Source organism: Nostoc sp., assembly GCF_036917095.1.
Classification (GTDB): Bacteria; Cyanobacteriota; Cyanobacteriia; order Cyanobacteriales; family Nostocaceae; genus Nostoc.
Window position 1 is genome coordinate 165,937 of the sequence record NZ_JBALFH010000041.1, and the last position, 25,300, is coordinate 191,236.

Annotated in this window: 31 protein-coding genes and 1 tRNA gene; 16 read left to right on the top strand and 16 right to left on the bottom strand. The window is 42.1% G+C overall.

Features of this window, described 5'->3' with window-relative positions:
- Positions 1-664 precede the first annotated feature (664 nt).
- Positions 665-1,039 carry a hypothetical protein gene (locus tag V7L01_RS22775; protein ID WP_335038721.1) on the top strand — a complete coding sequence of 125 codons (375 nt, stop codon included), beginning with the start codon at positions 665-667 and terminating at the stop codon, positions 1,037-1,039.
- Positions 1,040-1,129: 90 nt separating this feature from the next.
- A complete protein-coding gene (locus V7L01_RS22780; RefSeq protein WP_335038723.1) occupies positions 1,130-1,384 on the top strand; it encodes a TIGR02450 family Trp-rich protein in 255 nt (84 codons plus the stop codon).
- A 177-nt stretch (positions 1,385-1,561) separates the two neighbouring features.
- Here V7L01_RS22780 and V7L01_RS22785 read toward each other — a convergent pair whose 3' ends face one another.
- Positions 1,562-1,735 carry a hypothetical protein gene (locus V7L01_RS22785; RefSeq protein WP_335038725.1) on the bottom strand — a complete coding sequence of 58 codons (174 nt, stop codon included), beginning with the start codon at positions 1,733-1,735 and terminating at the stop codon, positions 1,562-1,564.
- 324 nt (positions 1,736-2,059) lie between these two features.
- Between V7L01_RS22785 and bchL the strand changes: the two genes are divergently transcribed.
- The 4 genes from bchL (at position 2,060) to V7L01_RS22805 (ending at position 5,784) form a co-directional block, all read left to right on the top strand.
- Positions 2,060-2,926, top strand: a complete 867-nt coding sequence (bchL, locus tag V7L01_RS22790) for a ferredoxin:protochlorophyllide reductase (ATP-dependent) iron-sulfur ATP-binding protein (RefSeq protein WP_012410753.1) — start codon at positions 2,060-2,062, stop codon at positions 2,924-2,926.
- A 32-nt stretch (positions 2,927-2,958) separates the two neighbouring features.
- Positions 2,959-3,780 carry a DUF5331 domain-containing protein gene (locus tag V7L01_RS22795; RefSeq protein WP_335038727.1) on the top strand — a complete coding sequence of 274 codons (822 nt, stop codon included), beginning with the start codon at positions 2,959-2,961 and terminating at the stop codon, positions 3,778-3,780.
- Positions 3,781-3,956: 176 nt separating this feature from the next.
- Positions 3,957-5,360: a ferredoxin:protochlorophyllide reductase (ATP-dependent) subunit N gene (locus V7L01_RS22800; protein ID WP_100901325.1), complete on the top strand. Its 1,404-nt coding sequence runs from the start codon at positions 3,957-3,959 to the stop codon at positions 5,358-5,360.
- A 166-nt stretch (positions 5,361-5,526) separates the two neighbouring features.
- Positions 5,527-5,784, top strand: a complete 258-nt coding sequence (locus V7L01_RS22805) for an AbrB/MazE/SpoVT family DNA-binding domain-containing protein (protein ID WP_335038729.1) — start codon at positions 5,527-5,529, stop codon at positions 5,782-5,784.
- Positions 5,785-5,850: 66 nt separating this feature from the next.
- Here V7L01_RS22805 and V7L01_RS22810 read toward each other — a convergent pair whose 3' ends face one another.
- Entirely contained in the window at positions 5,851-6,915 is a 1,065-nt protein-coding gene (locus V7L01_RS22810) for a hypothetical protein (RefSeq protein ID WP_335038731.1), read from the bottom strand.
- Positions 6,916-7,155: 240 nt separating this feature from the next.
- On the opposite strand from V7L01_RS22810, the gene V7L01_RS22815 reads away from it, so the two are divergent.
- From V7L01_RS22815 to V7L01_RS22825, 3 genes are read left to right on the top strand one after another with little or no spacing between them, the layout of a single operon-like run.
- Positions 7,156-7,518: a hypothetical protein gene (locus tag V7L01_RS22815; protein WP_335038733.1), complete on the top strand. Its 363-nt coding sequence runs from the start codon at positions 7,156-7,158 to the stop codon at positions 7,516-7,518.
- 41 nt (positions 7,519-7,559) lie between these two features.
- A complete protein-coding gene (locus tag V7L01_RS22820) occupies positions 7,560-7,811 on the top strand; it encodes a hypothetical protein (protein WP_335038735.1) in 252 nt (83 codons plus the stop codon).
- Entirely contained in the window at positions 7,792-8,055 is a 264-nt protein-coding gene (locus V7L01_RS22825) for a Txe/YoeB family addiction module toxin (protein ID WP_335038737.1), read from the top strand. The genes V7L01_RS22820 and V7L01_RS22825 overlap by 20 nt, the downstream gene beginning before the upstream one ends.
- 254 nt (positions 8,056-8,309) lie before the next feature.
- Here V7L01_RS22825 and V7L01_RS22830 read toward each other — a convergent pair whose 3' ends face one another.
- From V7L01_RS22830 to V7L01_RS22840, 3 genes are all read right to left on the bottom strand, one after another.
- Positions 8,310-8,642 (bottom strand): XisI protein, encoded by a 333-nt coding sequence (locus tag V7L01_RS22830; RefSeq protein WP_335038739.1) that lies wholly within the window; start codon positions 8,640-8,642, stop codon positions 8,310-8,312.
- Complete coding sequence (locus V7L01_RS22835) at positions 8,630-9,046, bottom strand: element excision factor XisH family protein (protein WP_335038741.1); 417 nt, start codon at positions 9,044-9,046, stop codon at positions 8,630-8,632. The genes V7L01_RS22830 and V7L01_RS22835 overlap by 13 nt, the downstream gene beginning before the upstream one ends.
- A gap of 155 nt (positions 9,047-9,201) precedes the next feature.
- Positions 9,202-10,083 carry a LysR family transcriptional regulator gene (locus tag V7L01_RS22840; RefSeq protein WP_335038743.1) on the bottom strand — a complete coding sequence of 294 codons (882 nt, stop codon included), beginning with the start codon at positions 10,081-10,083 and terminating at the stop codon, positions 9,202-9,204.
- 103 nt (positions 10,084-10,186) lie between these two features.
- Between V7L01_RS22840 and V7L01_RS22845 the strand changes: the two genes are divergently transcribed.
- The gene (locus V7L01_RS22845) at positions 10,187-10,981 is read left to right on the top strand and encodes a methyltransferase domain-containing protein (protein WP_335038745.1); all 795 of its coding nucleotides are present in this window, start codon (positions 10,187-10,189) and stop codon (positions 10,979-10,981) included.
- A gap of 141 nt (positions 10,982-11,122) precedes the next feature.
- On the opposite strand, the gene V7L01_RS22850 is transcribed toward V7L01_RS22845, so the two are convergent.
- Genes V7L01_RS22850 through V7L01_RS22870 form a run of 5 tightly spaced genes read right to left on the bottom strand, consistent with a single transcriptional unit; the run spans position 11,123 to position 15,455 of the window.
- Positions 11,123-11,863 carry an amino acid ABC transporter ATP-binding protein gene (locus V7L01_RS22850; RefSeq protein WP_335038747.1) on the bottom strand — a complete coding sequence of 247 codons (741 nt, stop codon included), beginning with the start codon at positions 11,861-11,863 and terminating at the stop codon, positions 11,123-11,125.
- 55 nt (positions 11,864-11,918) lie between these two features.
- Positions 11,919-13,070, bottom strand: a complete 1,152-nt coding sequence (locus V7L01_RS22855; RefSeq protein WP_335038749.1) for an amino acid ABC transporter permease — start codon at positions 13,068-13,070, stop codon at positions 11,919-11,921.
- Positions 13,067-13,384 (bottom strand): hypothetical protein, encoded by a 318-nt coding sequence (locus V7L01_RS22860; protein ID WP_335038751.1) that lies wholly within the window; start codon positions 13,382-13,384, stop codon positions 13,067-13,069. Before V7L01_RS22860 ends, V7L01_RS22855 begins: the two co-directional genes overlap by 4 nt.
- A gap of 14 nt (positions 13,385-13,398) precedes the next feature.
- Positions 13,399-14,325 carry an amino acid ABC transporter permease gene (locus V7L01_RS22865; RefSeq protein ID WP_335038753.1) on the bottom strand — a complete coding sequence of 309 codons (927 nt, stop codon included), beginning with the start codon at positions 14,323-14,325 and terminating at the stop codon, positions 13,399-13,401.
- Positions 14,326-14,375: 50 nt separating this feature from the next.
- Positions 14,376-15,455, bottom strand: a complete 1,080-nt coding sequence (locus tag V7L01_RS22870; RefSeq protein ID WP_335038755.1) for an amino acid ABC transporter substrate-binding protein — start codon at positions 15,453-15,455, stop codon at positions 14,376-14,378.
- 549 nt (positions 15,456-16,004) lie between these two features.
- Here V7L01_RS22870 and V7L01_RS22875 point away from each other — a divergent pair.
- Both V7L01_RS22875 and V7L01_RS22880 read left to right on the top strand, forming a co-directional pair.
- The gene (locus V7L01_RS22875) at positions 16,005-16,562 is read left to right on the top strand and encodes a hypothetical protein (protein WP_335038757.1); all 558 of its coding nucleotides are present in this window, start codon (positions 16,005-16,007) and stop codon (positions 16,560-16,562) included.
- A gap of 77 nt (positions 16,563-16,639) precedes the next feature.
- Positions 16,640-17,284 (top strand): DUF3318 domain-containing protein, encoded by a 645-nt coding sequence (locus V7L01_RS22880; protein ID WP_322648053.1) that lies wholly within the window; start codon positions 16,640-16,642, stop codon positions 17,282-17,284.
- A gap of 224 nt (positions 17,285-17,508) precedes the next feature.
- Here the strand turns inward: V7L01_RS22880 and V7L01_RS22885 are convergent, their stop codons facing one another.
- The gene (locus V7L01_RS22885; RefSeq protein WP_335038883.1) at positions 17,509-18,306 is read right to left on the bottom strand and encodes a 7-carboxy-7-deazaguanine synthase QueE; all 798 of its coding nucleotides are present in this window, start codon (positions 18,304-18,306) and stop codon (positions 17,509-17,511) included.
- A gap of 198 nt (positions 18,307-18,504) precedes the next feature.
- On the opposite strand from V7L01_RS22885, the gene V7L01_RS22890 reads away from it, so the two are divergent.
- Positions 18,505-19,554 carry an anti-sigma factor antagonist gene (locus tag V7L01_RS22890; protein ID WP_335038759.1) on the top strand — a complete coding sequence of 350 codons (1,050 nt, stop codon included), beginning with the start codon at positions 18,505-18,507 and terminating at the stop codon, positions 19,552-19,554.
- A 196-nt stretch (positions 19,555-19,750) separates the two neighbouring features.
- On the opposite strand, the gene V7L01_RS22895 is transcribed toward V7L01_RS22890, so the two are convergent.
- A complete protein-coding gene (locus tag V7L01_RS22895) occupies positions 19,751-21,205 on the bottom strand; it encodes a YcjF family protein (RefSeq protein WP_335038761.1) in 1,455 nt (484 codons plus the stop codon).
- A gap of 315 nt (positions 21,206-21,520) precedes the next feature.
- Here V7L01_RS22895 and V7L01_RS22900 point away from each other — a divergent pair, with 315 nt between their 5' ends.
- Entirely contained in the window at positions 21,521-21,910 is a 390-nt protein-coding gene (locus V7L01_RS22900; RefSeq protein ID WP_335038762.1) for a hypothetical protein, read from the top strand.
- Positions 21,911-22,196: 286 nt separating this feature from the next.
- On the opposite strand, the gene V7L01_RS22905 is transcribed toward V7L01_RS22900, so the two are convergent.
- From V7L01_RS22905 to rsfS, 4 genes are all read right to left on the bottom strand, one after another.
- A tRNA-Met gene (locus V7L01_RS22905) sits at positions 22,197-22,273 on the bottom strand.
- 46 nt (positions 22,274-22,319) lie between these two features.
- Positions 22,320-23,273, bottom strand: coding sequence for an asparaginase (locus tag V7L01_RS22910; RefSeq protein WP_104906437.1), 954 nt, complete (start codon positions 23,271-23,273; stop codon positions 22,320-22,322).
- A gap of 87 nt (positions 23,274-23,360) precedes the next feature.
- A complete protein-coding gene (locus V7L01_RS22915; protein ID WP_335038764.1) occupies positions 23,361-23,861 on the bottom strand; it encodes a CGLD27 family protein in 501 nt (166 codons plus the stop codon).
- Complete coding sequence (rsfS, locus tag V7L01_RS22920) at positions 23,858-24,316, bottom strand: ribosome silencing factor (RefSeq protein ID WP_335038766.1); 459 nt, start codon at positions 24,314-24,316, stop codon at positions 23,858-23,860. The genes V7L01_RS22915 and rsfS overlap by 4 nt, the downstream gene beginning before the upstream one ends.
- A 262-nt stretch (positions 24,317-24,578) precedes the next feature.
- Here rsfS and V7L01_RS22925 point away from each other — a divergent pair, with 262 nt between their 5' ends.
- Both V7L01_RS22925 and V7L01_RS22930 read left to right on the top strand, forming a co-directional pair.
- Complete coding sequence (locus V7L01_RS22925) at positions 24,579-25,184, top strand: iron uptake porin (RefSeq protein WP_335038768.1); 606 nt, start codon at positions 24,579-24,581, stop codon at positions 25,182-25,184.
- On the top strand, positions 25,150-25,299 hold the full coding sequence (locus V7L01_RS22930) for a hypothetical protein (RefSeq protein WP_335038770.1): 150 nt from the start codon (positions 25,150-25,152) through the stop codon (positions 25,297-25,299). Before V7L01_RS22925 ends, V7L01_RS22930 begins: the two co-directional genes overlap by 35 nt.
- Position 25,300: the final 1 nt, after the last annotated feature.

Genomic DNA, 25,300 nt, shown 5'->3' on the forward strand with positions numbered 1-25,300 from the left:
GATTGTATTATCCTCAGTAGAATATGACACCCAAAGTATCTTTTATGACTTTATATTTAATGTCATAGAAAGTTTTTTTATATCTAGTAGCTGTAATGCTACGGCAAGTTCAAATTTTATGTACGATTCAGTACTTGTAACAAGTATTGTAGCACTTCTTTATACTTGTCTATAAAATCTATAAAGTTAGCTTGTTATATTTAATATTTAAATAACTTATAGCATTTCCTAAGCAGCAAAGTTACACCCAAATCTTTTTTACCAAGGTTAGTACCTTTGAAAACGTACCTCACTAAGTACGGAACTGCTATAGCTTAAGAAGTAAAGAGTAAAAAGATAATCCCGCACAAATAAATTTAGGGGATTTGATAAAGACGTATTGTTTCACAGGCACGATAGGTTTTTTCACCATCAGCATTAAAGATTGGCAAGATTGCAAGTGTTGTTATGCTTCCAGTTTGAAATCCTTTGCCTCAAATTATGCCTCTAAGCTAATCGTCCTTTAAATTGCACTATTTTCATAGTAATAAAAGCTGCAAACCCTCTCCCCCTTGCTCCCTGCGCCCTGCCCCCTGCGGTCTTAATGTGCTTTCTTATATGCTTAACAGCCTCCTGCCCCTACACAGAGTTAACATAATCTCAGGTCGCCTAGTGGATGCTGAAAATGATTGACCCCTACGACTTTGAAGATGATGACTTTGATTTTGAGGATGAAGATTTCTTGAAAATAAAACCCATCAGCCAAATGACTGAAGGGGAAAAGCTAGTGCGATTTAAGCGGTTCTTCGACAGCAGTAGCCGTGCGATGTTGCAAGATTGTCTATTTCGCATCGTCAATTACGAAGATGGTACAGGGACGTTAGAAATTCTTTGCCCTAATGAAGTTGTAAGACAACGCCTTTCCAAGAAAAAGCGCAAAATTACTAACAACATCAACACCTGCTGGAGTCATATCAGATGGTTTTCGCTATGCGTCCAGCAAGATAGTGAGTTGCATTGCCAGAAGTTTACCCGTAACGGCGATTTGGTGACATCTTAAGCTGGGGACTGGGGATTAGGGACTGGGGACTGGGGATAAAGAAAGTGTTTTCCCAATGACAAATGACAAATGACAAATGACTAATAACAAATGACTAAAAAACAAAAATTTCCTTACCTAGTTGGTTCTAAGTGGACAGCACAGCAAAAAGTTGATGGCTGGCGGCACTTTCAAGTAGTCAATCGGAAAAATCAGGCTAACTGGGTTTACGCCGAAATGGTTGCTGCTTGCGATCCGAAAGTCCGTTTTTGGATAAATGCCAAATTATTACAAGATAACTCCCAGTGGCAAGCTGGCTGGCAAACATTACAGGAAATCCACGGGCTTGAAACTGACGTGTCCTGATTAGCCTCCTTAGCCTCGTTCCCAGTCAGAGACTGGGAATGCCCTCAAGAGGGCTGCCGCCTCCTAAATCTGGGAATTTAATAAAATTTTACAAAAACTGACTAACTTACTCTCAAGCAGCAATTAAATGGTTGCGACTACAGACTGAAAACTGGCAATTTATCTGCGATACCTTCTCTAGGTTCGCGCAGCGTGTCGCAGACAGACGCTACGCGTAGCTTGCTTCCACGAAGTGTTACGGTGAGCTACGCTAACGCAAATTCCAGTAGTATTTCCAGCATCAGGCTGCATATACCTCTCTTTACCCTTGACTCTGCGCCCCAATGCCTTGAAAACACGTTGTAATGCCATCAGCTAATTCTATAAAAAGCATTCAAAAAAGCCGATTTCAGATTTTTGTATTTTGTAACTATTTTTATAAAAATAAGTAATAAAAAATGTTAATTTATGATTTTTAGAGCAAATAAACTCTTTAAACCTCATAAAAACCCAAATAAATATGATTGTGCTTGAATTCATCGGATAAGACCGTTTTCCAAATTAAGAGCCACTTTCTTTTCTAGGTAATTTGCCCAATAATGACATTCACAGACCTCACGCATCGCCATCTCAGGAAAGGTGAAGGCAAATGTTTGAGCCACAAGTTTGACAAGTAGCTATAAGAGGCAAATAAAAGTGAAACTAGCAGTCTACGGAAAAGGTGGTATCGGTAAATCCACAACTAGCTGTAACATATCAGTCGCCCTAGCTAAACGTGGCAAGAAAGTGCTGCAAATTGGTTGCGACCCCAAACATGACAGTACCTTTACCCTGACTGGGTTTTTAATTCCGACAATTATCGACACCCTCCAAGAAAAGGACTATCACTACGAAGATGTCTGGCCAGAAGATGTAATTTATAAAGGCTACGGCGGTGTTGATTGCGTAGAAGCTGGTGGCCCACCTGCGGGTGCTGGATGCGGTGGATACGTAGTCGGCGAAACCGTAAAATTACTTAAAGAACTCAACGCCTTTGACGAATACGATGTAATTCTCTTTGACGTTCTGGGTGACGTAGTTTGCGGTGGTTTTGCAGCACCACTCAACTATGCGGATTACTGCCTGATCGTTACAGACAACGGCTTTGATGCTTTATTTGCTGCCAATCGGATCGCTGCTTCAGTCCGCGAAAAAGCAAGAACTCACCCACTGCGTTTAGCCGGGTTAATTGGCAACCGCACCTCCAAACGCGACTTGATTGAAAAATATATAGAAGCAGTGCCCATGCCAGTTCTAGAAGTTTTACCTTTAATTGAAGATATCCGTGTTTCCCGTGTGAAAGGTAAAACTTTGTTTGAGATGGCAGAGCAAGATCCTTCCCTAGACTACGTTTGCGACTACTATCTCAACATCGCCGACCAAATTCTGGCGCGTCCCGAAGGTGTTGTACCTAACGACACACCAGATCGGGAGCTGTTCTCTTTGTTGTCCGATTTTTATCTAAATCCGGGTAAACCCCAGGTTCCTAATTCAGAAGAGGAACTAGACTTGATGATTGTATAAATCACCAAGTTCTCAGGATGGGGGACAATAACATGGCATTCTTTAACAGCTTTACGGATTCAATAAAGCAAAAGTGGTTGCAATTTTTCCAGAATAATCGAGACTGGATTACCCTGCACATGGAAGTGGAATCAGTATATACCCCTGATGGCGGGAAGCGACCACCTTCTTACCTCATCCTGGGAGTTCTTAACGCCCTAGAGCCAAAGCTAGCGCAGTTAATGTTGCCCTTTGCCAAACTCAATCCTGACGCCGATACCCTAATTGAGGTGCTGGATTTGCATTTTGACCCAGATTTAGCTCTTGGTAATCGCTTTATCGGCAACCCAGAAGTAGAGAGATACGTAGAAGAAGCAGTATCTGTCATTGATGAAAAGCCTGAAGATGAAACATTGACACATGCTCATACAAATGGCTTTGCGGCGGTGGCGGTAGTTCAAGAGTTCGCAATCCTGGATTCTGAAGATGAAAGCCTGGGGATCGGCGAGTTGGAGGAAACAGAAAATGGCTTTGGCGATATTTCCTTAACCAACGGACACGATTCAAAAGATGAATCTCTCGAAATCTCTAGTCTAGAAGCAGATGAATCTCTCGAAATCTCTAGTTTAGAAGCAGATGAGTTTGGAGAAATTGCCTTCGACACAACACCTGCAACGGAAGTAAAGCTGGATGAAGACGAGGGGCTTGAAGATAGTTCACTAGATGAGAATGCGTTTAAAGACGTGTTATCAGATGTCTGGGGGGATGAAACAGCTTTGCAAAAGGCTGAAGAAAGTAACGATTTTTTAGGGGAAGAACTGCCAGCAGGCGTTTTTGATGAATCAGAAATTGCCCGTCTCTTCCCCAACGCTTAATTATTGCCGTTCCTCGCAATTTTAAGTTTTAGATTTGGGGTTTTGGATGAGGAATTAGGGAAATTGTCGTTAGACAGAGGATACTTTTGTTGTCCCAGTCTTCAATCCAAAATTATCAATCTAAAATCTAAAATTGGTTGACCTGCCATTAAATATCAAGGGGAGAAAAAACCAAAATGACTGTCGCTCAACAACCAGAAGCTTTAAGCTTTGAATGTGAAACTGGAAATTACCATACCTTTTGCCCAATTAGCTGCGTGGCGTGGTTATACCAAAAAATTGAAGATAGCTTCTTTTTGGTAATTGGGACAAAAACTTGTGGCTACTTCCTGCAAAACGCGATGGGGGTGATGATTTTTGCTGAACCCCGCTATGCAATGGCAGAATTGGAAGAGGGCGATATTTCGGCACAACTGAATGATTATGAAGAGTTAAAGCGGTTGTGCTTGCAAATTAAACGCGATCGCAATCCTAGTGTAATTGTCTGGATTGGCACTTGCACCACCGAAATTATCAAAACAGATTTGGAAGGTTTGGCACCAAAACTAGAATCTGAAATTGGGATTCCCATCGTTGTCGCGCGGGCAAATGGTCTAGATTACGCCTTCACCCAAGGGGAAGACACCGTATTAGCAGCAATGGCTAACCGTTGTCCTGATAAGGCTCCGGTGGCGGAAACAGAGAAGAGCGAACGTAATGCGATCGCAAAATTGCTAAACTTCGGTAAAAAGAAAGAAGATGTCGCCCAAGATGAATCTGAGTACGTAGATCATCCACCCTTAGTTCTCTTTGGCTCACTTCCCGATCCCGTGGTTACTCAGTTAACCTTGGAACTGAAGAAACAAGGCATCAAAGTTTCCGGCTGGCTACCCGCGAAGCGCTTCACAGAACTGCCAGTATTGGAAGAAGGGTATTATGTCGCTGGTGTCAACCCCTTCCTCAGCCGTACAGCTACCACCTTAATGCGCCGCCGCAAGTGTAAACTCATTGGCGCACCCTTCCCCATTGGCCCCGATGGTACTCGCGCTTGGATTGAGAAAATCTGCTCGGTGTTTGGTATAACTCCCAAGGGATTAGATGAACGGGAAGCACAAATTTGGGCAGGCTTGGAAGATTACGTGAAACTGATTCGTGGTAAATCTGTATTCTTCATGGGTGATAACTTGCTGGAAGTTTCCCAAGCAAGATTCTTAATCCGTTGTGGGATGACAGTTCACGAAATCGGCATTCCCTACATGGATAAGCGCTATCAAGCTGCTGAGTTGGCATTGTTAGAGAAAACTTGTCAGGAAATGAATTCACCCCTGCCAAGGATTGTAGAGAAGCCGGATAATTACAATCAACTTCAGCGAATTTATGAGTTGAAACCAGATTTGGTAATTACTGGTATGGCTCACGCTAACCCATTGGAAGCACGCGGTATTAATACAAAGTGGTCTGTAGAGTTCACTTTTGCTCAAATTCACGGCTTTACGAATGCGCGTGACATGTTAGAGTTGGTAACTCGTCCGTTACGTCGGAATAATAATTTGAAAGATTTGGGTTGGGATAAGTTGGTAAGAGAAGAAGCGAAGATTTAGATTTGAGTTTGGATTTAGCAACAGCATAATACTATGTTAGGGGCGAACTTTTGGGTTCGTCCTTTTTTTATGAACCGCAGAGGCGCAGAGAACACAGAGGAAGAGATGGGGATAATCAAAAATGCTAAAATTTTTATATTACTTTTAGTTTTTACTTCTTAAATTAATGGAAATTACCAAATTGTCTCCCCAAGGACAAGTAATTATTCCCCAATCTTTGCGGGAAGCTCATCAATGGGAAGTAGGTCAAGAATTTATGATTATTGATATGGGTGATGGAATTCTTTTAAAGCCTAAGAAACTTCTTCCAGAAACTAAATTAGATGATGTAGCAGGTTGTTTAAAATATCAAGGAAAACCTAAAACTCTTGAAGATATGGACAATGCAATTCGCCAAGGTGTAGAGGAATCGCAGCGTTTTTAAACGCAGAGTGACGCGGAGTATTGCTAAATTTAATTCGCTACGAATGAATGAAATGCTGTACTTAGTTCAGATGGAAGGCTGTAACTCTAGAGGTTTGGATGGAATTATGTACATGAATTCTGCGCCGTCTGGTTTAATTTCTGTAGACGGAGTTAATTTAAGCCAGTCATGAAAGCTGATTCCTAATTGGGATATTGCTTGTAATTCTGTTTGGTAAGATTCAAAGCGGCGATTGGTTTCAATAATAGCTTCAAGCTTTTCTAATGGGTTATATAATACTGTTTCTTCTTCTTTTTTAGATGTTACCCATAATAATACTTCTTCTAGTAAATTGCCGTGCATTCGCCCTGCTACTCCCTGAACGCTTACCCTAGAATAACCTAAATAACCACATATTCCAGTAATCACGCCATTGACAGTAATGTAAGAAGCAGAAAGTAACAAAGGGTAGTTTTTGTAAAACTTTTCCTGTTCTTCGTCATCAAGATAAGAAAACACTTTATCAAAATATTTGTTAACGCACTTACTAAGAAATTCTGTACCTTCTTGCAGACAAAGATATGCAGTTGAAATTTCATTTAATTCCAAGTAGCAATTTACTCTAGCTATGTAGGTTAAAAATATCGATGATAAATATTCATCTGCTACTTGAATATCTTCTTCTAATGCTATATCAAAGTAGCCAGTATAAATATGTTGAGCCTCTAAAAATCGGTTAATAGCTAAATTCGCCATATTGACACGATTCTCAGGTTTAGTCATTGTAAAAGCATCACGCGCTAAATCAAGAGCAGCACGAAAATTAGCATAAACGGAAAGGTCAAATTTAAGATTGAGTTTATTGACATCTTCTTGTACAATTTTAAGGCGCTGTTCAATTTCCCCTAAGCGTTTAATTACAACGACAAATCCTATTACTGAAACACCCAGATTAAGAATACTTGCTGCTGAACCAAATTGAGAAAGTATTGTTGATACTTGAGTTAAATAAGGTACTGTTTCACGTAACATAGCAACTATCTGCTTTGTCCGAAAATCACGAATAACACCTCCAACACGTTCGTAGGCTTTAGTTTTCAAGCCTTCATTAATCCAGTCAGGAATTAAAAATGTTGCTGTAACCGTTTCCATAATTTTCTTTCATTTGCTAAAATTTCAACAGCGTGATGTCTGCTAGCTATTCGCTTCGATTCTGCACAGCAAATACCTGCGCTTTACTCAGTATTCCCAATTTGAGTTTTATTCTGTCTAATAGCGATCGCTCTTTTTAACCAACCGCCCACGATAACAAAGAAAAGCGATCGCTCTTTTTAACGAGAAGATGCAGAGCGATCGCAGATACAATCATAGGTAAAAGCAAGCAGGTAGAAAATGGCTGAAACTGTCACCCTTCAACTTCCTGAAACACTGGCACAAAAAGCAAAGGAAATCGCTGCTTTCACACATCGGCGACTTGAAGATGTATTACTAGAATGGATTGACCGCGCCATTACCAAACTACCTGTGGAGTCTCTACCCGATGAGCAGGTTTTGGCTATATGCGATATGCAGATGGAAACTCAGCAGCAAGAGGTTTTCAGTGAGCTGCAAGCGCCTCACCGAGAGGGACAGCTTAATGATGCAGAAGTTCGTCAACTAGATGAACTCATGCAGGTCTACCGACGTGGCTTAATAAGTAAAGCAAGAGCCTTAAAAGTGGCTGTTAAACGCGGCTTGAAACCAGCACTCAATTAAAAGTTACAATAAGGTGGTAAAGATAGGAGTAAATATGAATTATGCTTAGTGGGATTAAACAAAAAGCTGTTGTTGGAAAAGATGGTAGGATTGAACTTTCAGCAACGGAACTACCAGAAGGAACAGTTGTAGAAGTCATTGTCCTAATTGAACCATCAACTGAAGAAGATGAAACTAACTATCTTCTGAAATCAGAAACTAACAAAAATCATCTACTCAAAGCTTTGGAAAATGTAGCAGCAGGAAATCTAATTTATGTAGATTTAGATGAATATGAAAAAAGTTGCCTTTGAACCAGAAGCTTTTGAACAATTAGGCCAGTGGGCAACAGAAGACAAGAAAATTTTCAAAAAAATATTGGAACTGATTAGAGATATACAAAGAGATCCTTTTGCGGGGATAGGGAAGCCAGAACCATTAAAATATGAACTACAAGGTTATTGGTCAAGGCGGATCACAGATGAACATAGATTAGTTTACAAGGTGCAAGAAGATTTATTGATTATTTTGACTTGCAAATATCATTATGATCAATAAAGGTTATTCAGGTTGGAATATTATTTTAGTTCAGGCGATCGCTATTTTTTAACCCGAAGATGCAGAGCGATCGCAGATACAATCATAAGTAAAATGCAATCTGGTAGAAAATGGCTGAAATTATTGTCAAAAGCCTTAAAGAGTACAAATACTCACGTGGTTAGGTGAAGGAAATTTAACATCTGGTAGAAAATGGCTGAAATTATTGTCAAAAGCCTTAAAAGTGGCTGTTGAACGCGGCTTTAAACCCACTTTTAACTAACAGCAAAGTCTGTATATTTACGCACAGATGGTAACTGGAAACCTAAAACAATATCCTCTTTTGGGACACCTAATTCAACTAATTCATTAGCAATGCCTACCTCTGTCCCATCTTGCTGAATCCAGATTTTATCGTCAATAATATCTAGATGAAGAACAGGCCCATATATGCGGTCTTGCTCGCGCCAACCTACATAAACTAATTGATAACGATCGTGTTCTGTATCAAAAATTATCTGTGCTTGAATGCGATTATCCCAAACAATACTCGCATGTTGTTGAAGCAAGTCCTTAATATATTGTCGATATTCGTCTAGCTTTGCCATTGGGCGATCGCCTCCTGTTCAATATTATAAATTAGTAAACAGAGTTGATTACTTTGAATGACAGATTGGATAAATGGAAGTATAAAAAACTCATTGTAAACTGTACTAGGAACTGCTAAATATAAAGTGCGGTTAGCTTCTTGTTTTTGTAAAGCAATTCGGTAAATGATAAATTGTCCTAATGCAGCATAAAGTTCTGTTATTTTTGATGGACTTAAAAAACTTTTAATTTCAACAGCTATTTTTTGCCCTTGTTTTTCGGCTGCGATAACTTTTTCTGCTCCTAAATCAACATATAGCTCAAGTGTTCCCGCCTGGAGAGCATAAGGATCGTGAGTGATTAACCACCCTTCTTTCTCAAGTGCTGTTTTGACAACTGTATGAAAAGCATCTTTAGCAGACACGGGTTTATTTCCAATTTATGGCGGTGCTTGATTTAAGAATTTCCATTTCAATAATACATTGACAATCTAGCGAAATTTTTTACGAGATAATATAGATTGGCATAAAGCTAACTCTTGTTCGCGTAGCTTCTTTGCAAGCAGAGGATCGTCATTTCTCAACCGATACTCCTAACGACTTGCAGAAATTCCCTTAGTACAGGTGTTATATCTTCTTCCCGCCACACTATAGCCGTTTCTACTAATGGTGTTTTCTCCTCTACAGCGCGATAAACGACACCAGCCCTCTGAATATTTTGCAATGAAGACGGTGCGATCGCAATCCCCATTCCCGCCGAAACCAATCCGATAATTGTCTGCATCTGAATCGCTTCTTGAGTCACTTTCGGACTGAAATTTCCTTGCTGGCAAAGGTTTACGATTTGGTCGTAAAGTCCGGGGCCCAAATGCCGAGGGAACATGATAAAGTTTTCGTTTACTAGCGATCGCACTGAAATCTTTTCTTGTTCAGCTAAGGGATGAGTTTCTAACATAGCCACAATTAAAGCTTCTCGCTGAATGCACTCTTGATTGAGTGTGTTGTCTTCTAATGGTGGATGGGCAAAGCCTACATGGATGCGACGTTCTTGTAGCGCTTGCTCTTGTTGAGTTGTGGTTAATTCCTGCAAAATCAACTCTACTTCTGGAAACTGTTCTCGAAACCGTCGCAAAATTACAGGAAGCAAATCGTAAGTTACCAAACTGGTAAACCCGATTCGCAATTGTCCCTTTTCACCTCTTCCTGTTTTTTGGGTTAGCTCAATTGCTTTTTGGAGTTGAGCTAAAAGTTGATAAGCTTCTTGCAAAAATACTTGTCCAGCTTCCGTTAACTGTACCTGTCGCTTGGTTTTGCGGTGAAACAGTTCTACTCCCAATTGCGCCTCTAGTTGCTTAATTTGCTGGCTTAAGGGCGGTTGAGCAATGTGCAATCGCTCGGCGGCTCTACTGAAGTGCAGTTCTTCAGCGACAGCAATAAAGTAGCGCAGGTGTCGCAATTCCATTTTTTTGATATTTTATAAGTTTCAATTGTATTTAAATATATATTGGACATCTGAAAAGTACCTGCTTATGATACTCATACAAATATTGCAGGGAATCAGAGCAATGCAGGAAAAGTATACTCCAGGCTATTCAAGTAATGCGACGAATTTCATGGCAAAACGCAGCTTAGATACTCATGGTGCGTTTTTCAAGCCTTATTTACGTCCAGGGATGAAATTGTTAGATTGTGGCTGCGGGCCTGGGACGATCGCTTTGGGTTTAGCAAAAGCGATCGCTCCTGGTACGCTTACAGGTATCGATCGCGAAGCTTCTCAAATCCAGATAGCTGCTGAGACTGCTTTTACCCAAGGTGTTAGTAATGCTAATTTTCTGGAGGCGAATATTTATGCTCTACCCTTCCCGGATAACTCATTTGATGCAATCTTTTCTCATGCGCTGTTTGAGCATCTCCAAGAACCAGCGCAGGCGTTACGGGAACTGTGGCGAGTTTTGAAACCGGGGGGAATTGTTGGGCTTCGTAGTCCTGACTGGGGCGGGTTTTTGATTGCACCATCTACACCAGAACTGGAAAAAGCATTTTCTTATTACAAGTGGCTCCAGCAGCAAAATTCTGGTAATCCTAACGTGGGTAGAGAGTTACGCGCTCTGGTACGCGAAAGTGGGTTTACTAATATTAAAGCTTCGGCTTCTTATCAATGTTCTGAGCCACTGAGTGAAGGTACAGAATATTTGGCGCTACGAATTGAGGCTTCTGCAAAGGTGGATGGAGCTATAGAGAAAGGTTGGACTGATGAGCGCTCGCTTACAGCAATGAGTCGTGCTTTACGAGAATGCAGTCAGCACCCAGATGGATTTTTTGCTGCTGCTTGGTGTGAAGTTGTGGGACAAAAGGGTTAGAAGTGAAACGCAAAGGGGAGGCAGCGCGTTGCGGGGGTTCCCACGCTACTTGCTTTATGCCGGGGAACCCGTCCACCGCAGTGACTCCCCGTTGTAGCGACTGCCGTCGCGCAGAGGTAAGCGCAGAGTAGCGCGGAGGTTTTAGAGAATTTGTGACAAAAATTTGCGTGTTCTTTCTTCTTTGGGGTGGCTGAAAAATGCGTCAGGGGTGGCTGACTCGACGAGGGAACCGCTATCCATTAAAATAACTCGGTCGGCGACTTCACGCGCGAATCCAACTTCGTGGGTGACGACTACCATTGTCATCCCATCACGGGCGAGGTTTCGCATTACATCCAAAACTTCTCGTACCATTTCTGGATCTAAGGCTGAGGTGGGTTCGTCAAACAGCATAATTTTAGGTTGCATAGCTAAAGCACGAGCGATCGCTACTCGTTGCTGTTGTCCTCCAGATAACTGTCCTGGATATTTTTGCGCCTGTTCTAAAATTCCTACTCTTTCTAATAGTTGCATTGCCAATTCTTCGGCTTTTGCCTTTGGCGATCGCCTAACCCAAATTGGTGCTAAAGAGATATTTTGCAGTACTGTGAGATGAGGAAATAAATTAAATTGCTGAAACACCATTCCCACTTCTTTGCGAATCGTTTCAATATTTCGCAAGTCATGGCTGAGGGTAATGCCGTCGATTTCAATTTTTCCCTTTTGGTATTCTTCTAGAGCGTTAAATGTGCGGATAAAGGTGGATTTTCCCGAACCAGATGGCCCCATCAATACTACTACTTCTCCACGATTAACTGTCAAGCTCACACCCTGAAGAACATGGAATTTTCCATACCACTTGTGAACATCTTCAGCAACAATTATCTGTTGGATATCTGACATATTATTTACAGTCCAAATTAATGAATATATTTTTATAATGACCAATGACCAATGACTAATTACTCAATTGTCTCTCTAACCGTCGAGAAGCTAACGACATGGAGTAACAAAATAGCCCGTAAATCAATCCAATAAACAGATAAACTTCTGCATAACGACCGAGAAACTGTGGTTGTGCCAATATGGAACGCGCAATACCTGTGAGTTCTACTAATCCGACCAAAGATAAGAGGGAAGTGTCTTTAAATAAGCCGATAAACTGACCAACGATCGCAGGAATAACGCTACGTAAAGCTTGAGGTAGGACAATCAATATCACTACCAAAGGTGTATTTAATCCTAGTGCTTTCGCTGCTTCAATCTGTCCGCGAGGAATTGATTGCAGTCCACCACGCACGTTTTCTGCCATGTATGCGGCACTAAATAAAACTAATCCAGCAATTGCTCGTAGTACCCGATCTAAACGCACATCTGCTGATAGAAACAATGGCAGCATTACCTGAGCAAGGAACAAAATTCCAATCAGTGGTACTCCCCTAACAATTTCAATGTACAGGATAGAAAACCAACGCACTACGGGCAAATTGCTTGTGCGCCCTAAAGCCAGTAAAACCCCAATGGGAAAGGAAAGCACAATACTGACTGCTGCCATTAGTAGGGTAAGTAGCAAACCATTCCACAAATTTGTAGATACAGGCTGCAATCCCAATCCACCACCAATTAGCCATAAAATTATCGGGAAAGATAATAACCATAATAAGGAAAGCCAAGGAGTTAGTACCTTAGTAAACTTTCCTCCAACCCAAAAACCTACAAATAGTAAAACTGCAATTAACAATAACCAGAGGCGAGATGTAAAGTCTAGTGGTAAAACAACTAACAAAACGCCGATGATAAAAGCAAACAAAGCAATTCCCCACTTTGTTAACTGTTGCTTGCTAAAGAATACACCCCCAGTTATAGCGCCTAAAGTCGAAGCGATCGCCAGCACAATCCAAATTCGCCAATATAGCGTTTGGGGAAACAGACCAACTAAAAATAAACGTAAATTAACCTGAATTACCGCCCATTGTGCTTGAGTAGTTGCCCAAGTTAAAACTCCTCGTACTACCCAAAATATCAACACCAGACAGACAACAGTTAACAAGCTGTTGTACCAAGTACTGAACAGGTTTTTACGCAACCAAGCTAATTTGTCATTTGTCATTGGTCGTTTGTCATTTGTAAAGACTCATACTTCAACCTCAGAAAACTAACTTCCGAGTTAAAAGGTGCAACTTCCGAGTTAAAAGGTGCAACTTCCGGGTTCAAAGGTGCAACTTCCGGGTTCAAAGGTGCAACTTCCGGGTTCAAAGGTGCAACTTCCGGGTTCAGAGGCTCAACTTCCGAGTTCAGAGGCTCAACTTCCGAGTTCAGAGGCTCAACTTCCGAGTTCAAAGGCTCAACTTCCGAGTTCAGAGGCTCAACTTCCGAGTTCAGAGGCTCAACTTCCGAGTTCAACTGCTTTCTTATCCGCCTCATCTCCCCGATCGCCCTTATCTCTCTTTAATTTGCACGGTGCGATTGAATAAATTCATAACTACAGAGATGGTTAAACTCAGTGTGAGATAGGTGAGCATAATCAGTAATATCACTTCTACGGCTTTCCCCGTTTGGTTAAAAGTGGTGGAGGCGACAAAATAAATATCAGGGTAGCCAATCGCGATCGCTAAACTGGTATTTTTCGTCAAATTAAGATATTGACTCGTCAAGGGTGGAATGATTACCCGCAAAGCTTGGGGAAAAATCACCAGCCGCATTACCAACCCTGGTTTTAATCCTAGCGATCGCGCTGCTTCCCACTGTCCTTTAGCTACTGATTGAATCCCACCTCGGACAATTTCAGCGATAAACGCACCCGTGTAAAAAGTTAATCCCAACAGCAAAGTTGAAAACTCTGGGGATAAGGTAAACCAAGGAAGTTCTAAGCCATTTTGACTAAGCCCAATAAAACCCCAAAGGGATAGTTTATTTTCTGTTTTAGGAAACGTGAGGAAAACAGCAAAGTACCAAAACAGTAATTGCAGCAGTAAGGGAGTATTGCGGAAAACCTCCACATAAACCATAGTGATATTCCGCACTAGCCAGTTGTCAGAAAGTCGGGCAACCCCAGCACTTACCCCCACAATTGTCGTGAGAAAAATCCCTACAACCGCCACGCGCAAAGAGTTAATTAATCCCACCCACAAAGCATGGCTGTAGGTGTCAGTAGGTTTGTAGCTAATCAGCGTCTCGCCAATCTCAAAAGATGCTTGTTGCTTGAGAAAATCAAAACCAAACTGAATACCCAATTGCCGCAAATTGCGCTGGAGATTGCCCCACAGTATTACTACTACAACTGCTGCAAAAAATACGGCAACTAATTGCAAAGCAATTCTCCAAAAACGGACATCACGCCATATAGACGGTTTTAAATTAGTCATTTATTATTTCTCCCCCTGCTTCCCCTGCCTCCCCTGCTCCCTCATCTCTTCTACCGGAACGGCGGAGAATAAAGCAATCCGCCCTTGTTCCAGAGTTGATTTTGACCGCGAGCTAGATTCAGTTTTGTCTTGGGGCCGAGGTTGCGATCGTAAATCTCAGCGTAGTTGCCGACGTGCTTAATTATTCTGGCTGCAAAGTCGTTAGTTAAGCCGAGTCCTTCGCCAAGGTTGCCTTCTGTACCCAAAAAGCGCTTAATATCTGGATCGGTACTAGTAGCGAACTGACCTACATTCTGGGAAGTAATGCCTAACTCTTCAGCTTTTACCAGGGAATAAACCACCCACTTGACAGCATCACCCCACTTAGCATCCCCTTTGGCAACTGCTGGTGCAAGGGGTTCTGAAGAAATCACTTCATTAAGAATCAGATTATCTTCTGGTTTGGGTAGAATTGTGCCGCGAGAAACCAATGCTGAACGGTCAGCTGTAATGCCGTCGCAACGACCTTCTGCATAGGTAGCAAAGGTAACGTTAACGTCTTCAAACACAACGGGTTTGAAAGTGATGCCCCGTTTTCGCATTTGGTCTGATAAGTTCTGTTCGGTAGTAGTCCCAGTTTGAACGCAGATAGCTTTATTTTTAAGGTCTGCTAGGGACTTAATGCCGCTACTTTTGCGAACCATTATGGCTTGTCCGTCGTAAAAGACTACAGGTGCAAATTCTAGACCAACTGAGGTATCGCGGCTAAGTGTCCAAGTAGTATTGCGGCTGAGAACGTCTACTTCGCCAGTTTGCAAAGCTGTAAACCGCTCTTTGGAATTGAGATTGCGAAATTCTACTGCATCTGGTTTATCAAATAAAGCTGCGGCGATCGCGCGACAAATATCCACATCGATGCCGCTGTATTTACCATCAGTTCCCACAAAGCTAAACCCTGGTACATTGCCACTAACACCGCAAGTTAGCTGACCACGGCTTTTAATATTATCCCAACGATTTCGAGCTGCTGGCGCTGCTGAAGTATTCCCTGGAGTGCCGGGTGTACTTGCTGTTTGTCCTGAATCTCCACCACAAGCAGCGATCGCAAAGACTAGGGGTGCGATCGCTAAAATTAAAGCTGATTTACGCATAAATTTCATTGATATTCGACAATAAAAATGTATTGTTCACTACAATCATTCAGTGAAAACAAGTTGTTGCTTGTAATATAAAACTCTACCAGTCTCTGTGCTATATTTCTTTTCTTTTAAAAGCGGTAGTTGAAGTTTTTATTTATATTTTCAAAAGCCTCAGAGACTATGTAGAAATTATCTCAACTTGGCTTCGGCTTTCTAGTTTGATTTAAAATCCTGCCACCATGCTCGTAGCAATACACTCATTAAAACTAGAAGACAATATTAAAATTCAAGCGAGTTAGTGATATGTCCTTCGCTGAGTAAGATTTGAAAAATAGTGATTATCGCTTCTTTAAGAATGAGCAAGAGTCGTTCAGAAAATATCATTCACCGCGCCGAACGATCGTCTATTTTTCCTATCTTCAATGCTCCATGCCCCATAGCCAATGTCCTAATTGCATACTTCCATGCGATCGCTTGTATCCACACCAACTCAAACAACTACCCCTACCAGGTTAAACTAGGTCTGGTAACAGCTGCTCCACCGTTCCTTATGAGGCTTTTATGGGAGCTAACCTCAAACAGATTGCCAACTATTTAGACAACCTTGGTTGGGACTACCGTTTTGATGATGAAGAAGACCGAATTATAACAGGTGTGGAGGCTGATAACCTAGAAGATTTCCTAATAGTTGTCCAGCTGGATGAAGAGGGAAAATTTTTCCGGGTATTTGCCCCTCAAGTTCTAGGAGGAATTCAAGACCATCCTCACAAGGGAGTTATCCTACAGACAATGCTTGCCATTTCTTGGGAAACCAAAATGTTGCAATGGGAGTATGACCCATCCGATGGTGAAATTCGTGCCATTATTGAGTTTCCTTTAGAAGACTCAATTCTCACAGAAAAACAATTTCACCGTTGTCTGAGTGGGTTAATTCAGATTGTGGATGGCATAGCAATACCTCGCCTGAAAGAAGTGATGGCAACAGGTCTCGATCCGGGGAATATAGAACTTGGGGAAAGACTATTACTCAGTATCCAAGAAGAAGCCCCAGGATTGCTAGATTTGCTGGAAAAAGCAATGGAAGCGCGAAAAAAGCGAGGAAGTTTTAAGAGCGAGTGAGACGGATCGTTACTTAAATCGCTATACTCCAAAGTGATACCCTCACTATATACTGAAATTTTCTGGGGCTGGATATTATGACATCCTATGCAACCTCCTCTGCCAAAGCGGAAATGAGTGAACTACGGCGGTTGAAAGGCTTATTACCGCCAGAATTACAGAGCTGGGTCACGGTTGAAGGCACAACTGAGGTCAATCCACCCCTGGTTCGTTGCGAAGAAATTGGTAAAGACCAGGTAGAAATTCAAATTGACTTGGTGAAATGGGATGCCCTCGCAATGGATCAGCGTAATCTGCTGTTCTGGCATGAAGTTGCTCGCGTTCAAAATGACACGATTCCTAAAGATGGTTGGGAAATGGCAGCATTAGCCATCGGTTTAGGTGGTGCTGTAGGCGAATTGTGGGTACAAGATGGATTGCTTCTGGTGTTAGCTTTGTCGCTGTGTGGTGTGTCAGGCTGGCGACTGTACCAAAAGAATAGTGGGGAAAAGCAACTGAGAGAATTGCTCAATGCTGATGAGAAAGCGATCGCTTTGGCAACTCGTTTTGGTTATACCCTCCCCAATGCCTACAAGAGTCTCGGTAGCGCCTTGAAAACCCTGATTGACAATACTCCTAGTAAGCGCCAACGGTCGAAATACGAAGCAAGACTTTCTGCCCTCAAACGCAGTGCAAATAAGGCAAAAGCTAAATCTAAAACTCCAGATGAGGGCGGGTTGTAGTTAGGAGAGACGCGATGAATCGCGTCTGTACAGGAGTTATGAATTATGAGTAAACTCGAAACTTCAAACTCCTCGTTCCTTACTTTTCACTCTGCCTCCAACTGGGAATGTTCGCTGAGGGGCTGCTGCCTCCGTGATTAGCGGCAGCACCCCAAAGACCATTTCATAAAATCTTACTTTTTTCTTGATTACATCTTTATCAAACTCAAATTTTACAGAAATTTTTACAGTTGGTTCAGCATTTTATGCGTCTGGGGGATCACACGCACTTGCTTGACAAACCGCTTCATTAAAGCTTGCCACGTCAAAACTCGATCGCTCGAAGGCGCAAGCAGAGGTATTGGGGAAAATTGTTCAGATACTGCCAAAGGCGTAACAGGTTGTAAAAATACTGAGATATCTGGACTAACCTCCGCCACCAGCAAAGCTGAACGTTCCAACTCGGCGGGATCTGTATTTTGAGACACAATTATCTTGACAAAAACATTTAAATATGAATCATGACATAATTGAAGAAATTTACTATGTTCTTGCCAATAACTTTCGCCGCTAACACTGGGCAATTTGAAATCCATACCCACAGAGTCTAAGTAGGGAAGAATCATCGCTAGTTGTTCTGGGCGATGTCCGCCAGTTTCTAAGTATATGGGTAAACCAGTTTTGGCTCGCACTTGGGGTAGAAACTGGGTTAAAAAGGGGGCATGAAGAAGTGGTTCACCCCCAGTTAAGCTAATGCTATCGTGTAGACAAGGTAAATTTTGTCGTTCTACCCATTCAATTAAAATGGGTAATGGCACAGGGTTAGAGTGGATTTCAAAGTCGCGCAATCCAGGCGATCGCTCTATCCGACAAGTAGAAGGTGCATTCCAAGTGTGGGCGCTATCACAAAAATGACAGCGCAAATCACACAGAGCAAAACGAATAAAAATCTGACGTGTCCCTACATTCAGTCCTTCCCCTTGAATGGCAGAAAACACCTCAATCAGGCGTGCAGTAGGTGTAACCGTAGTTTTAGCAATCATTTGATGATAGCAACGCGATCGCGCTGCGTCGGCACAACAGCAAGGATGTTTTTTGGCTTCTTGTTCTATTGTGAATCGTCGCTGGCGATCTCCAATCTCAGCCCCAGTAAATAGCAATTAGTCCTTATTACTACTGATTCCAATATTAGGTTAAGTAATTTTGTAGGACAAAATAATGTTTGACAGATTACATTATACATGGCAACGAAAGTGCAGAGCTTCATGACTAGCCAACCGACAGAGGTCGATTTTCCAGTTCATTCCCTAAACGACACGGCTATAGTGCAGGTGCCTACGCGGTTGAGCGTGCTGGAGGCTTTAGGCTTTAAGCAAGCCTGCCAAGGCTTAATCCAGCCCAATTCACATCCCAAGCAAATCATCATTGACTTTCACCAAACTACTTTTATGGATAGTAGTGGTTTAGGTGCCCTGGTAAGTAATTTTAAATACGCCCAGTCCAACGGGATTACATTAACACTGCGGAATGTAACACCTCAAGTAATGGCAGTCCTAAAACTCACGGGATTGGATCAGGTTTTTCCCTTAGAGCTTGTGGATGATGCGCCGCTAATAAAACAGGAAGACTTAGTAGATAATCGGAAGACAACTTCCCGTAAAGTAGAGCAGTTACCCACTACTCACCCTTCTGTGGCATCTTGGATGAAACGGTTATTAGACATTGTAGGGTCAGCGATCGGTTTATTAATTACAGGAGTTTTGTTTATTCCGATTGCGATCGCGATTCAAATTAACGATCCCGGCCCCATTTTATTTAGTCAAACCCGTTGTGGTTGGATGGGGAAAAGGTTTGAGATTTGGAAATTCCGCTCCATGTGTGTGGATGCGGAAGCGAAGAAATCTCAAGTTAAAAACCAAGTGCAAGGTGCTTTTTTCAAAAATGAGAATGACCCCAGAGTTACAAAAATAGGGCGCTTTTTACGGCGAACTAGTCTTGATGAATTACCTCAATTTTGGAACGTCCTCAAAGGAGAGATGAGTTTAGTAGGCACCCGACCACCTACACCCGATGAAGTGGAACGCTACGAAGTACCAGAGTGGCAACGTTTAGATGTTAAACCCGGTATGACTGGCGAATGGCAAGTGAATGGGCGTTCTACAGTCCGTAGTTTTGAAGATGTAATTCGCCTAGATTTGCAGTATCAAAAAAATTGGAGTTTAGTGTATGATTTAAAGCTAATTTTCAAAACTATAGCTATTCTGTTTAACAGAAACAGTGGTGCTGTTTAGCTAACTACTCTTATTCACAATTTTTTGCTAACTCCCAATCACAATAATTGTTAGATACACCCAAGCCTATTTTTAGGCTTGGGTAAATTTTAAGTTTACTTACAGCACCATGCAAGAGACATAAAAGAGCCTTAGTGGCCATATTTTTTAGCCTAATACAAAGGCGCAAAGGAAAACTCTGCGCCTCTGGGCGAACTTAACCCACAAACTTCTCAACACCAACTAATTCAACCTGCTGCGCTTCTGGCAACAAACGCTTCATGCCTTGCTTAACAAATCCCTGCAAAAAACCAATCTGTTGATTTTGCCCAAATACCTTTTGCAAGGTTTGCCGCAAATTCTCCAAATTCAAACCAGTCCCAGAATCTATTGCTATTTCCTGCTGTTGGAAATATTCAACTAGACTTAACCCTGCTACTCTAGTCAGATAAGCTGCACTAACTCCCTGCACTACGCCACCTGCCACAAAGGTAACGGCATTACTTTTCAGAACAGTACTAATCGCCTTGGTAGAAAGTTCAACTAAACCCAGTTTCAGCATCAAACTTCCCATTGTTCCAGCTACAGTTTGTGCCTGTTCCAAAGAAAATTTCTGCTGATAGATATTACCCAAATCCATTACCATTTGAGCATTAATTGCCGCAGTTGCCAGAATATCAAGGGCTGGGACTGGGTTAGCAAAGGCAGCAGCAGCAGCTATCCATTGATATTGTTCAATAATTGGGGTAGCGCGATCGCGTCTGGTTTCATTCAACCAGTTTTTCGCCTCAGCTTTCAACAACCCGGCTTTTCTCATGGTAGTTAGCCAAACTAGCCGTTGTCCGGGTTGTACCAATTCACCCAACTGCTGCGTCAACTGCTGGATATCTGCTGCTGGTTGTTCCATCCACTCTTGCACAGCACCATCAGCCTCATGCTTTCGGACTTTGATGGGAATTGGAGAGGCCGCAGTTGCAACTACATTTCCCTGCATCCGCTGTTTTAATGACAGCAAGATGCTGGCGCTTTCATCGGCTAAATAGCGATCTTGTTTGTTAAAAACCAGGATTGTAGGCTGATTTGCTGCTTTTAGCTGCTGTAAGGTTTGAAATTCTGAGTCTGTCAAATCACCGTTTGTTAGAAATAGAACAAAATCAGATTTTGCCATTTCTGCTAAAACAGCTGCATCTGAATTGTCACTCGTTTCTCTAAACAAAGGTGCTGTTTCTTCTAGAGACACTAAATTTCGCGTCTCTAAATTTTGCTTTAGCACTTGAATTAAAGTGCTTTTACCCACGGATTTACCGCCAGTCACAGCAACTTTAATTTCTTGTCTGTCTAACTCCAACAGCAATTGGGCAACTTGTTCTCTGAGTGTCTCTAATGCTGTGTGGTTTTCTGCTTCTTGTGCCAGCTGGTTAATTACAGTTTCAGTTTTAGCGATCGCACTTTCCACAGTCGTCCGATCCACCACCATACCATCTAGCTGCTCTAAACTGTGTTTCGGGCGATTGTGCTGGAATAACCACAAACCACCGCCTACAGCTAAGGCACTTAATAAACCAAACTCACCCACCTGCACTATAGAATCGTGCCAACTATCCAACATCCACAGAGAAAAGGACAATCCCAATCCTCCCACTAAAATTGGTCGCTGCAACTTCACAACCATGATTCTCCGCGCCTTTTAGATGGCTATTTCTTCCAGAATAGATCAAAAACCTGTTTCTCCGAATGTAAGAGGCGATCAAACACAACTTTCTTTACCTACAGATGTTTGTAAAATTAACTCCCAAGCTTCACGGTATTGTGACGGTTGTTATGCGGAAACTTTCTATATACCTGTATAATATTTGTAACAACTTAAGTAAATATGCGGCAAGCCTGTGTATATAATACAAGTTATATTCCAGCTACTCAAACACTCAGCAATTTCATATATGGAAACTGTCTATAGGTGAAATATTTTGAACTTTTCTCGCTAAATATGTTAAATATTGTAGCAATAAATTTAACTGCAATATTCTTTGGGACAATTCTTTTTGTCTGTTTGCTTAAGATTGATCCGAACAGAATTTGGCTTAATTTGCTAATCAGCTTATTAGGTGGTCTAATCGGCTGGGTATTGGGGAACGTTGCATCACCTGTTAGCCCGGATGAAAAGCAAGTTTTTAGTGAATTAGCAAAAGTAGTAGCGACATTCTTTTCTGGCTATTTATTATCCAAGCTAGACAGATTTATTGAGGGCGTACTATTTAAAAATAATCAGATTGATAAAAATTCCTGGATTTCTGTATGCTTCTTCTCATCAGCACTCATTCTTGCTAGTGTTACTGTTTTTCTAAACAGAACCTATGGGTTAAAGTCAATAAATTAACCTAAAACAGAAAATCAACCTCAATAAGAATAAGAGGCGCTTGCCGAGGGAGAATCGAAATTTTGCAAGTTTACCAAGATGATAGATTGTCGTTGCGAATGAAGCGTTCGCAGTAGCGTCTCTAAGAGTTGCGGAATCGCCTTTGGCGTTCCCGTAGGATAGCAATCGCAAAGTCTGGATATTGCGATTGCTTTGCTCCATTTCATTACGTTGGGAATGACAGCTTCTAATTAAAACTAAAACAAAACCTCTGAATCTTAACAGATTCAGAGGTTTTATTTTAATTTGGTGGCGGGAAGTGGATTTGAACCACTGACCTTCGGGTTATGAGCCCGACGAGCTACCAGGCTGCTCTATCCCGCGTTGCTCTCGACTTATTTATAATAACCTATAGTCAAGAGTTTGGCAACTACAAAAACGATAATTCTCCAATTACTTCTAAACGCTTGTATTTTCCCAAGGTGACAAACTTTTCTGAGAGGCTTTCGGCGGCGCTGGGACTAATCCAACCCATTTGCTGGAGTAAGTGAATAGCCACGGCGTATTTTGCTCGTTTTGCCCCATCCATGACTTTGATTGCCAATCCCAAGCCTTCACCGAGTCTACCAATGCACTGCACTCCTTCGGCACCAGTTTTACTGACCAGTTCCCCTGGAGTTAAGCGCATCAGTTCCGTATCAAATTCTCCATCTCCAGCTACCATCGCGGGGTGATGAGTCATAGCACGAACAATGCGCTCCATATCCAAGTTGGTACTAGAGGCCAACAGTGCATATAAAGATGCCATGTGACCGAGTTGCATCAGATAAGTTGGTGCGCCACAGTCATCATGAGCGCTGATAAATTCTGCGGCTGGCATTCGCAGCAACTCTGCTACTTTCCCCAAAATCAACTGCTGGATTGGGTGTTTCCGATCCAAGTAGTTATTCAAGGGCCAATGGCGTTGCTGACAAACAGCTAACATTCCTGCATGTTTACCAGAGCAATTGTATTCCAGAGGACTGTGCTTACCTTCAGGAATTGGACACTGGAGTATAGTCGGGTCAAGATCGGCCCGCCAAAGGATGTTAAATACCTGTCGGACTTGATCTATTCTTCCTTTGTGGGAACTTGTAATAATTGCTAAGTCGCGATCGCTAAGTTGATAGCGTTCCAGTGTACCTGTTGTGGTGACAGCGAGTGCTTGAAATGGTTTGAGCGCTGAACGGATAAATGCAGCAGTTTCAGAATTTCCGGCAACGGTTAGAACCCGTCCTCGTTCGTCGCAGACAACAGCTTGGACTATATGCCTGGATTCAATAATACCTTCCCGCAGCAACCGGACTTCCAGTGCTGTGGCTTGAGTTCGTTTTCCCATTGTCATGGGTTTATATTTATCACCTTTTTTAATTAATTAGTCATTAGTTATTAGTCATCAGTCCTTAGCTAATGACTAATGACCAATGACTATTTAAAACAAATGCCAAACTATAGTACCAATAACGTACATTCCCGCCAAGCCAGCGCAGGTAAATTGTAACCGCCGCAGAATGGGTTTGATTTCGTATGCCACAATTAAGCGATCGCGGTTGAGGATTTCCTGTGGTTTTGTCCAAGTTTGTCCGTCGTACCAGCCTGACTCTTCATAGAAGACTGTCGGACTGCAAAGGCGATCGCACACGTAGAACCAGCCTAAGTACAACCTTACCAGTGCCAGCACTACCCCAACACTCGCGGCGGCCGCACCACAAAGCATAAAATGTGCAATATACTTGTGAGGGGGAAAACTTGCAGCAGCCACAGGCCCTGCTACCAGCCAAGATAAACCCCAAATCCAAGCTATTTTCGTGATATACTCGCGCCAATCTAAAGTGCTATCACGAAACAGCCAGGAAGTTTTTAACTCTTCGTACTCATTGAGCGGTTGTTGGTCTGTAGGAACTGGGCAATTTGATACCGAAGACCTAATCATGTTGGCTTACTCTCACCCTCATCAGATTCTGGAAGGGAAATACGCTCTGCATGAATCCAGAACGCTTCTAAATTATAAAACTCCCGTTCCTTGGGCATCATGATGTGAACAATCACATCACCGTAGTCTTGTAGTACCCAACTACCCTCGACTTTTCCTTCTGTCCTTATAGGACGCCGTTGCAACTCAGTTTCGACTTTTCCTTCAATTGCTTGAGCGATCGCTCTTACTTGTACCTTAGAATAGCCAGTCATCATCACAAAATAATCCGCCAGGTAAGAGACTTCTGCTACTTTGAGCAATATAATCTCACCTGCTTTGCGATCCGATCCAGCTTCTGCTATCGTTGCAGCTAATTTTCCGCTTGCCTCTTCGGTTTGGGCGTGGCTCTTTGCCACACTCTTCGTCAGTGGCACGGATTGTAATGGGAAATTTCCTTGGAAATAATCAGTCATTAAACCTCAGGTGCTTTTTTTTTGAAACAATTGTTTACATTTACTTACAAATCACAAACAATTGATCTGAAAATGTGTCAATAGGTTTTTTTGAATACTAACAAAAAAACGGATGTCTATGGGGGCTAGTTTGATAATTGACTGCTTAGATTTCGACATCCGCAACTGCTGATTGCGGATGGCTATTGTCTAGTGATAAATTAACCATCAGCTTTTGGGCAAGAATTTTCACTGAAAATAGCGTTCAAAAATTCGTTTTTGATTGTCATTAGGATATATCAGCAGCAATGCAGGTAATTCAGAGAAGGGGATTTTTGCTAGCCCTTACAGAGCGATCGCTCAACTGACGGCTGAACCCACTGAAACAACAGCACTCAGCGTTACCTATATTCACTCTCATAATAATTTGAAGACGGGAACTGGAAGCGAATTAACCAGCGATCGATTTAATGATGAGGCAGATGCGATCGTTGCTAATTCATTTGGTGCAGAAGCTGCTTGGCAACTTAGCCCAGTTATCACTCTCGGTGGTAGAGTTGGTTTTATTCATGCAAAAGCAGAAGATTTACCAGCAGATCCCAATGCGTCTATCATTACATGGGCAGTGCTACTAGCTCTCAGAGATATCGGACGAAAAGGCAGCTTTGCAGGATTTACTGTAGGTCAACCTCCCAAAGTAACTCATAATAGTTTCGGCGATAGCTTCAAAGATAAGGATACGTCTTTACATCTGGAAGCCTTTTACCATTTACAAGTCACGGATAATCTGGCAATAACTCCGGGATTATTTGTGATTACGAGTCCAGAACATAATCATAGTAATGGCAGCATTTATGTTGGTACTGTTCGGACAACATTTACCTACTAAGTCAGCCCACCGTCAACAGGGTACAAAAATTATGCTGCAACAGCTAGAGCCACTGGAGCAGGATCGTTGGGGTTTTGAGTTTAGCACTTTGGGCAATCTAACCCCACTGCTGTAGA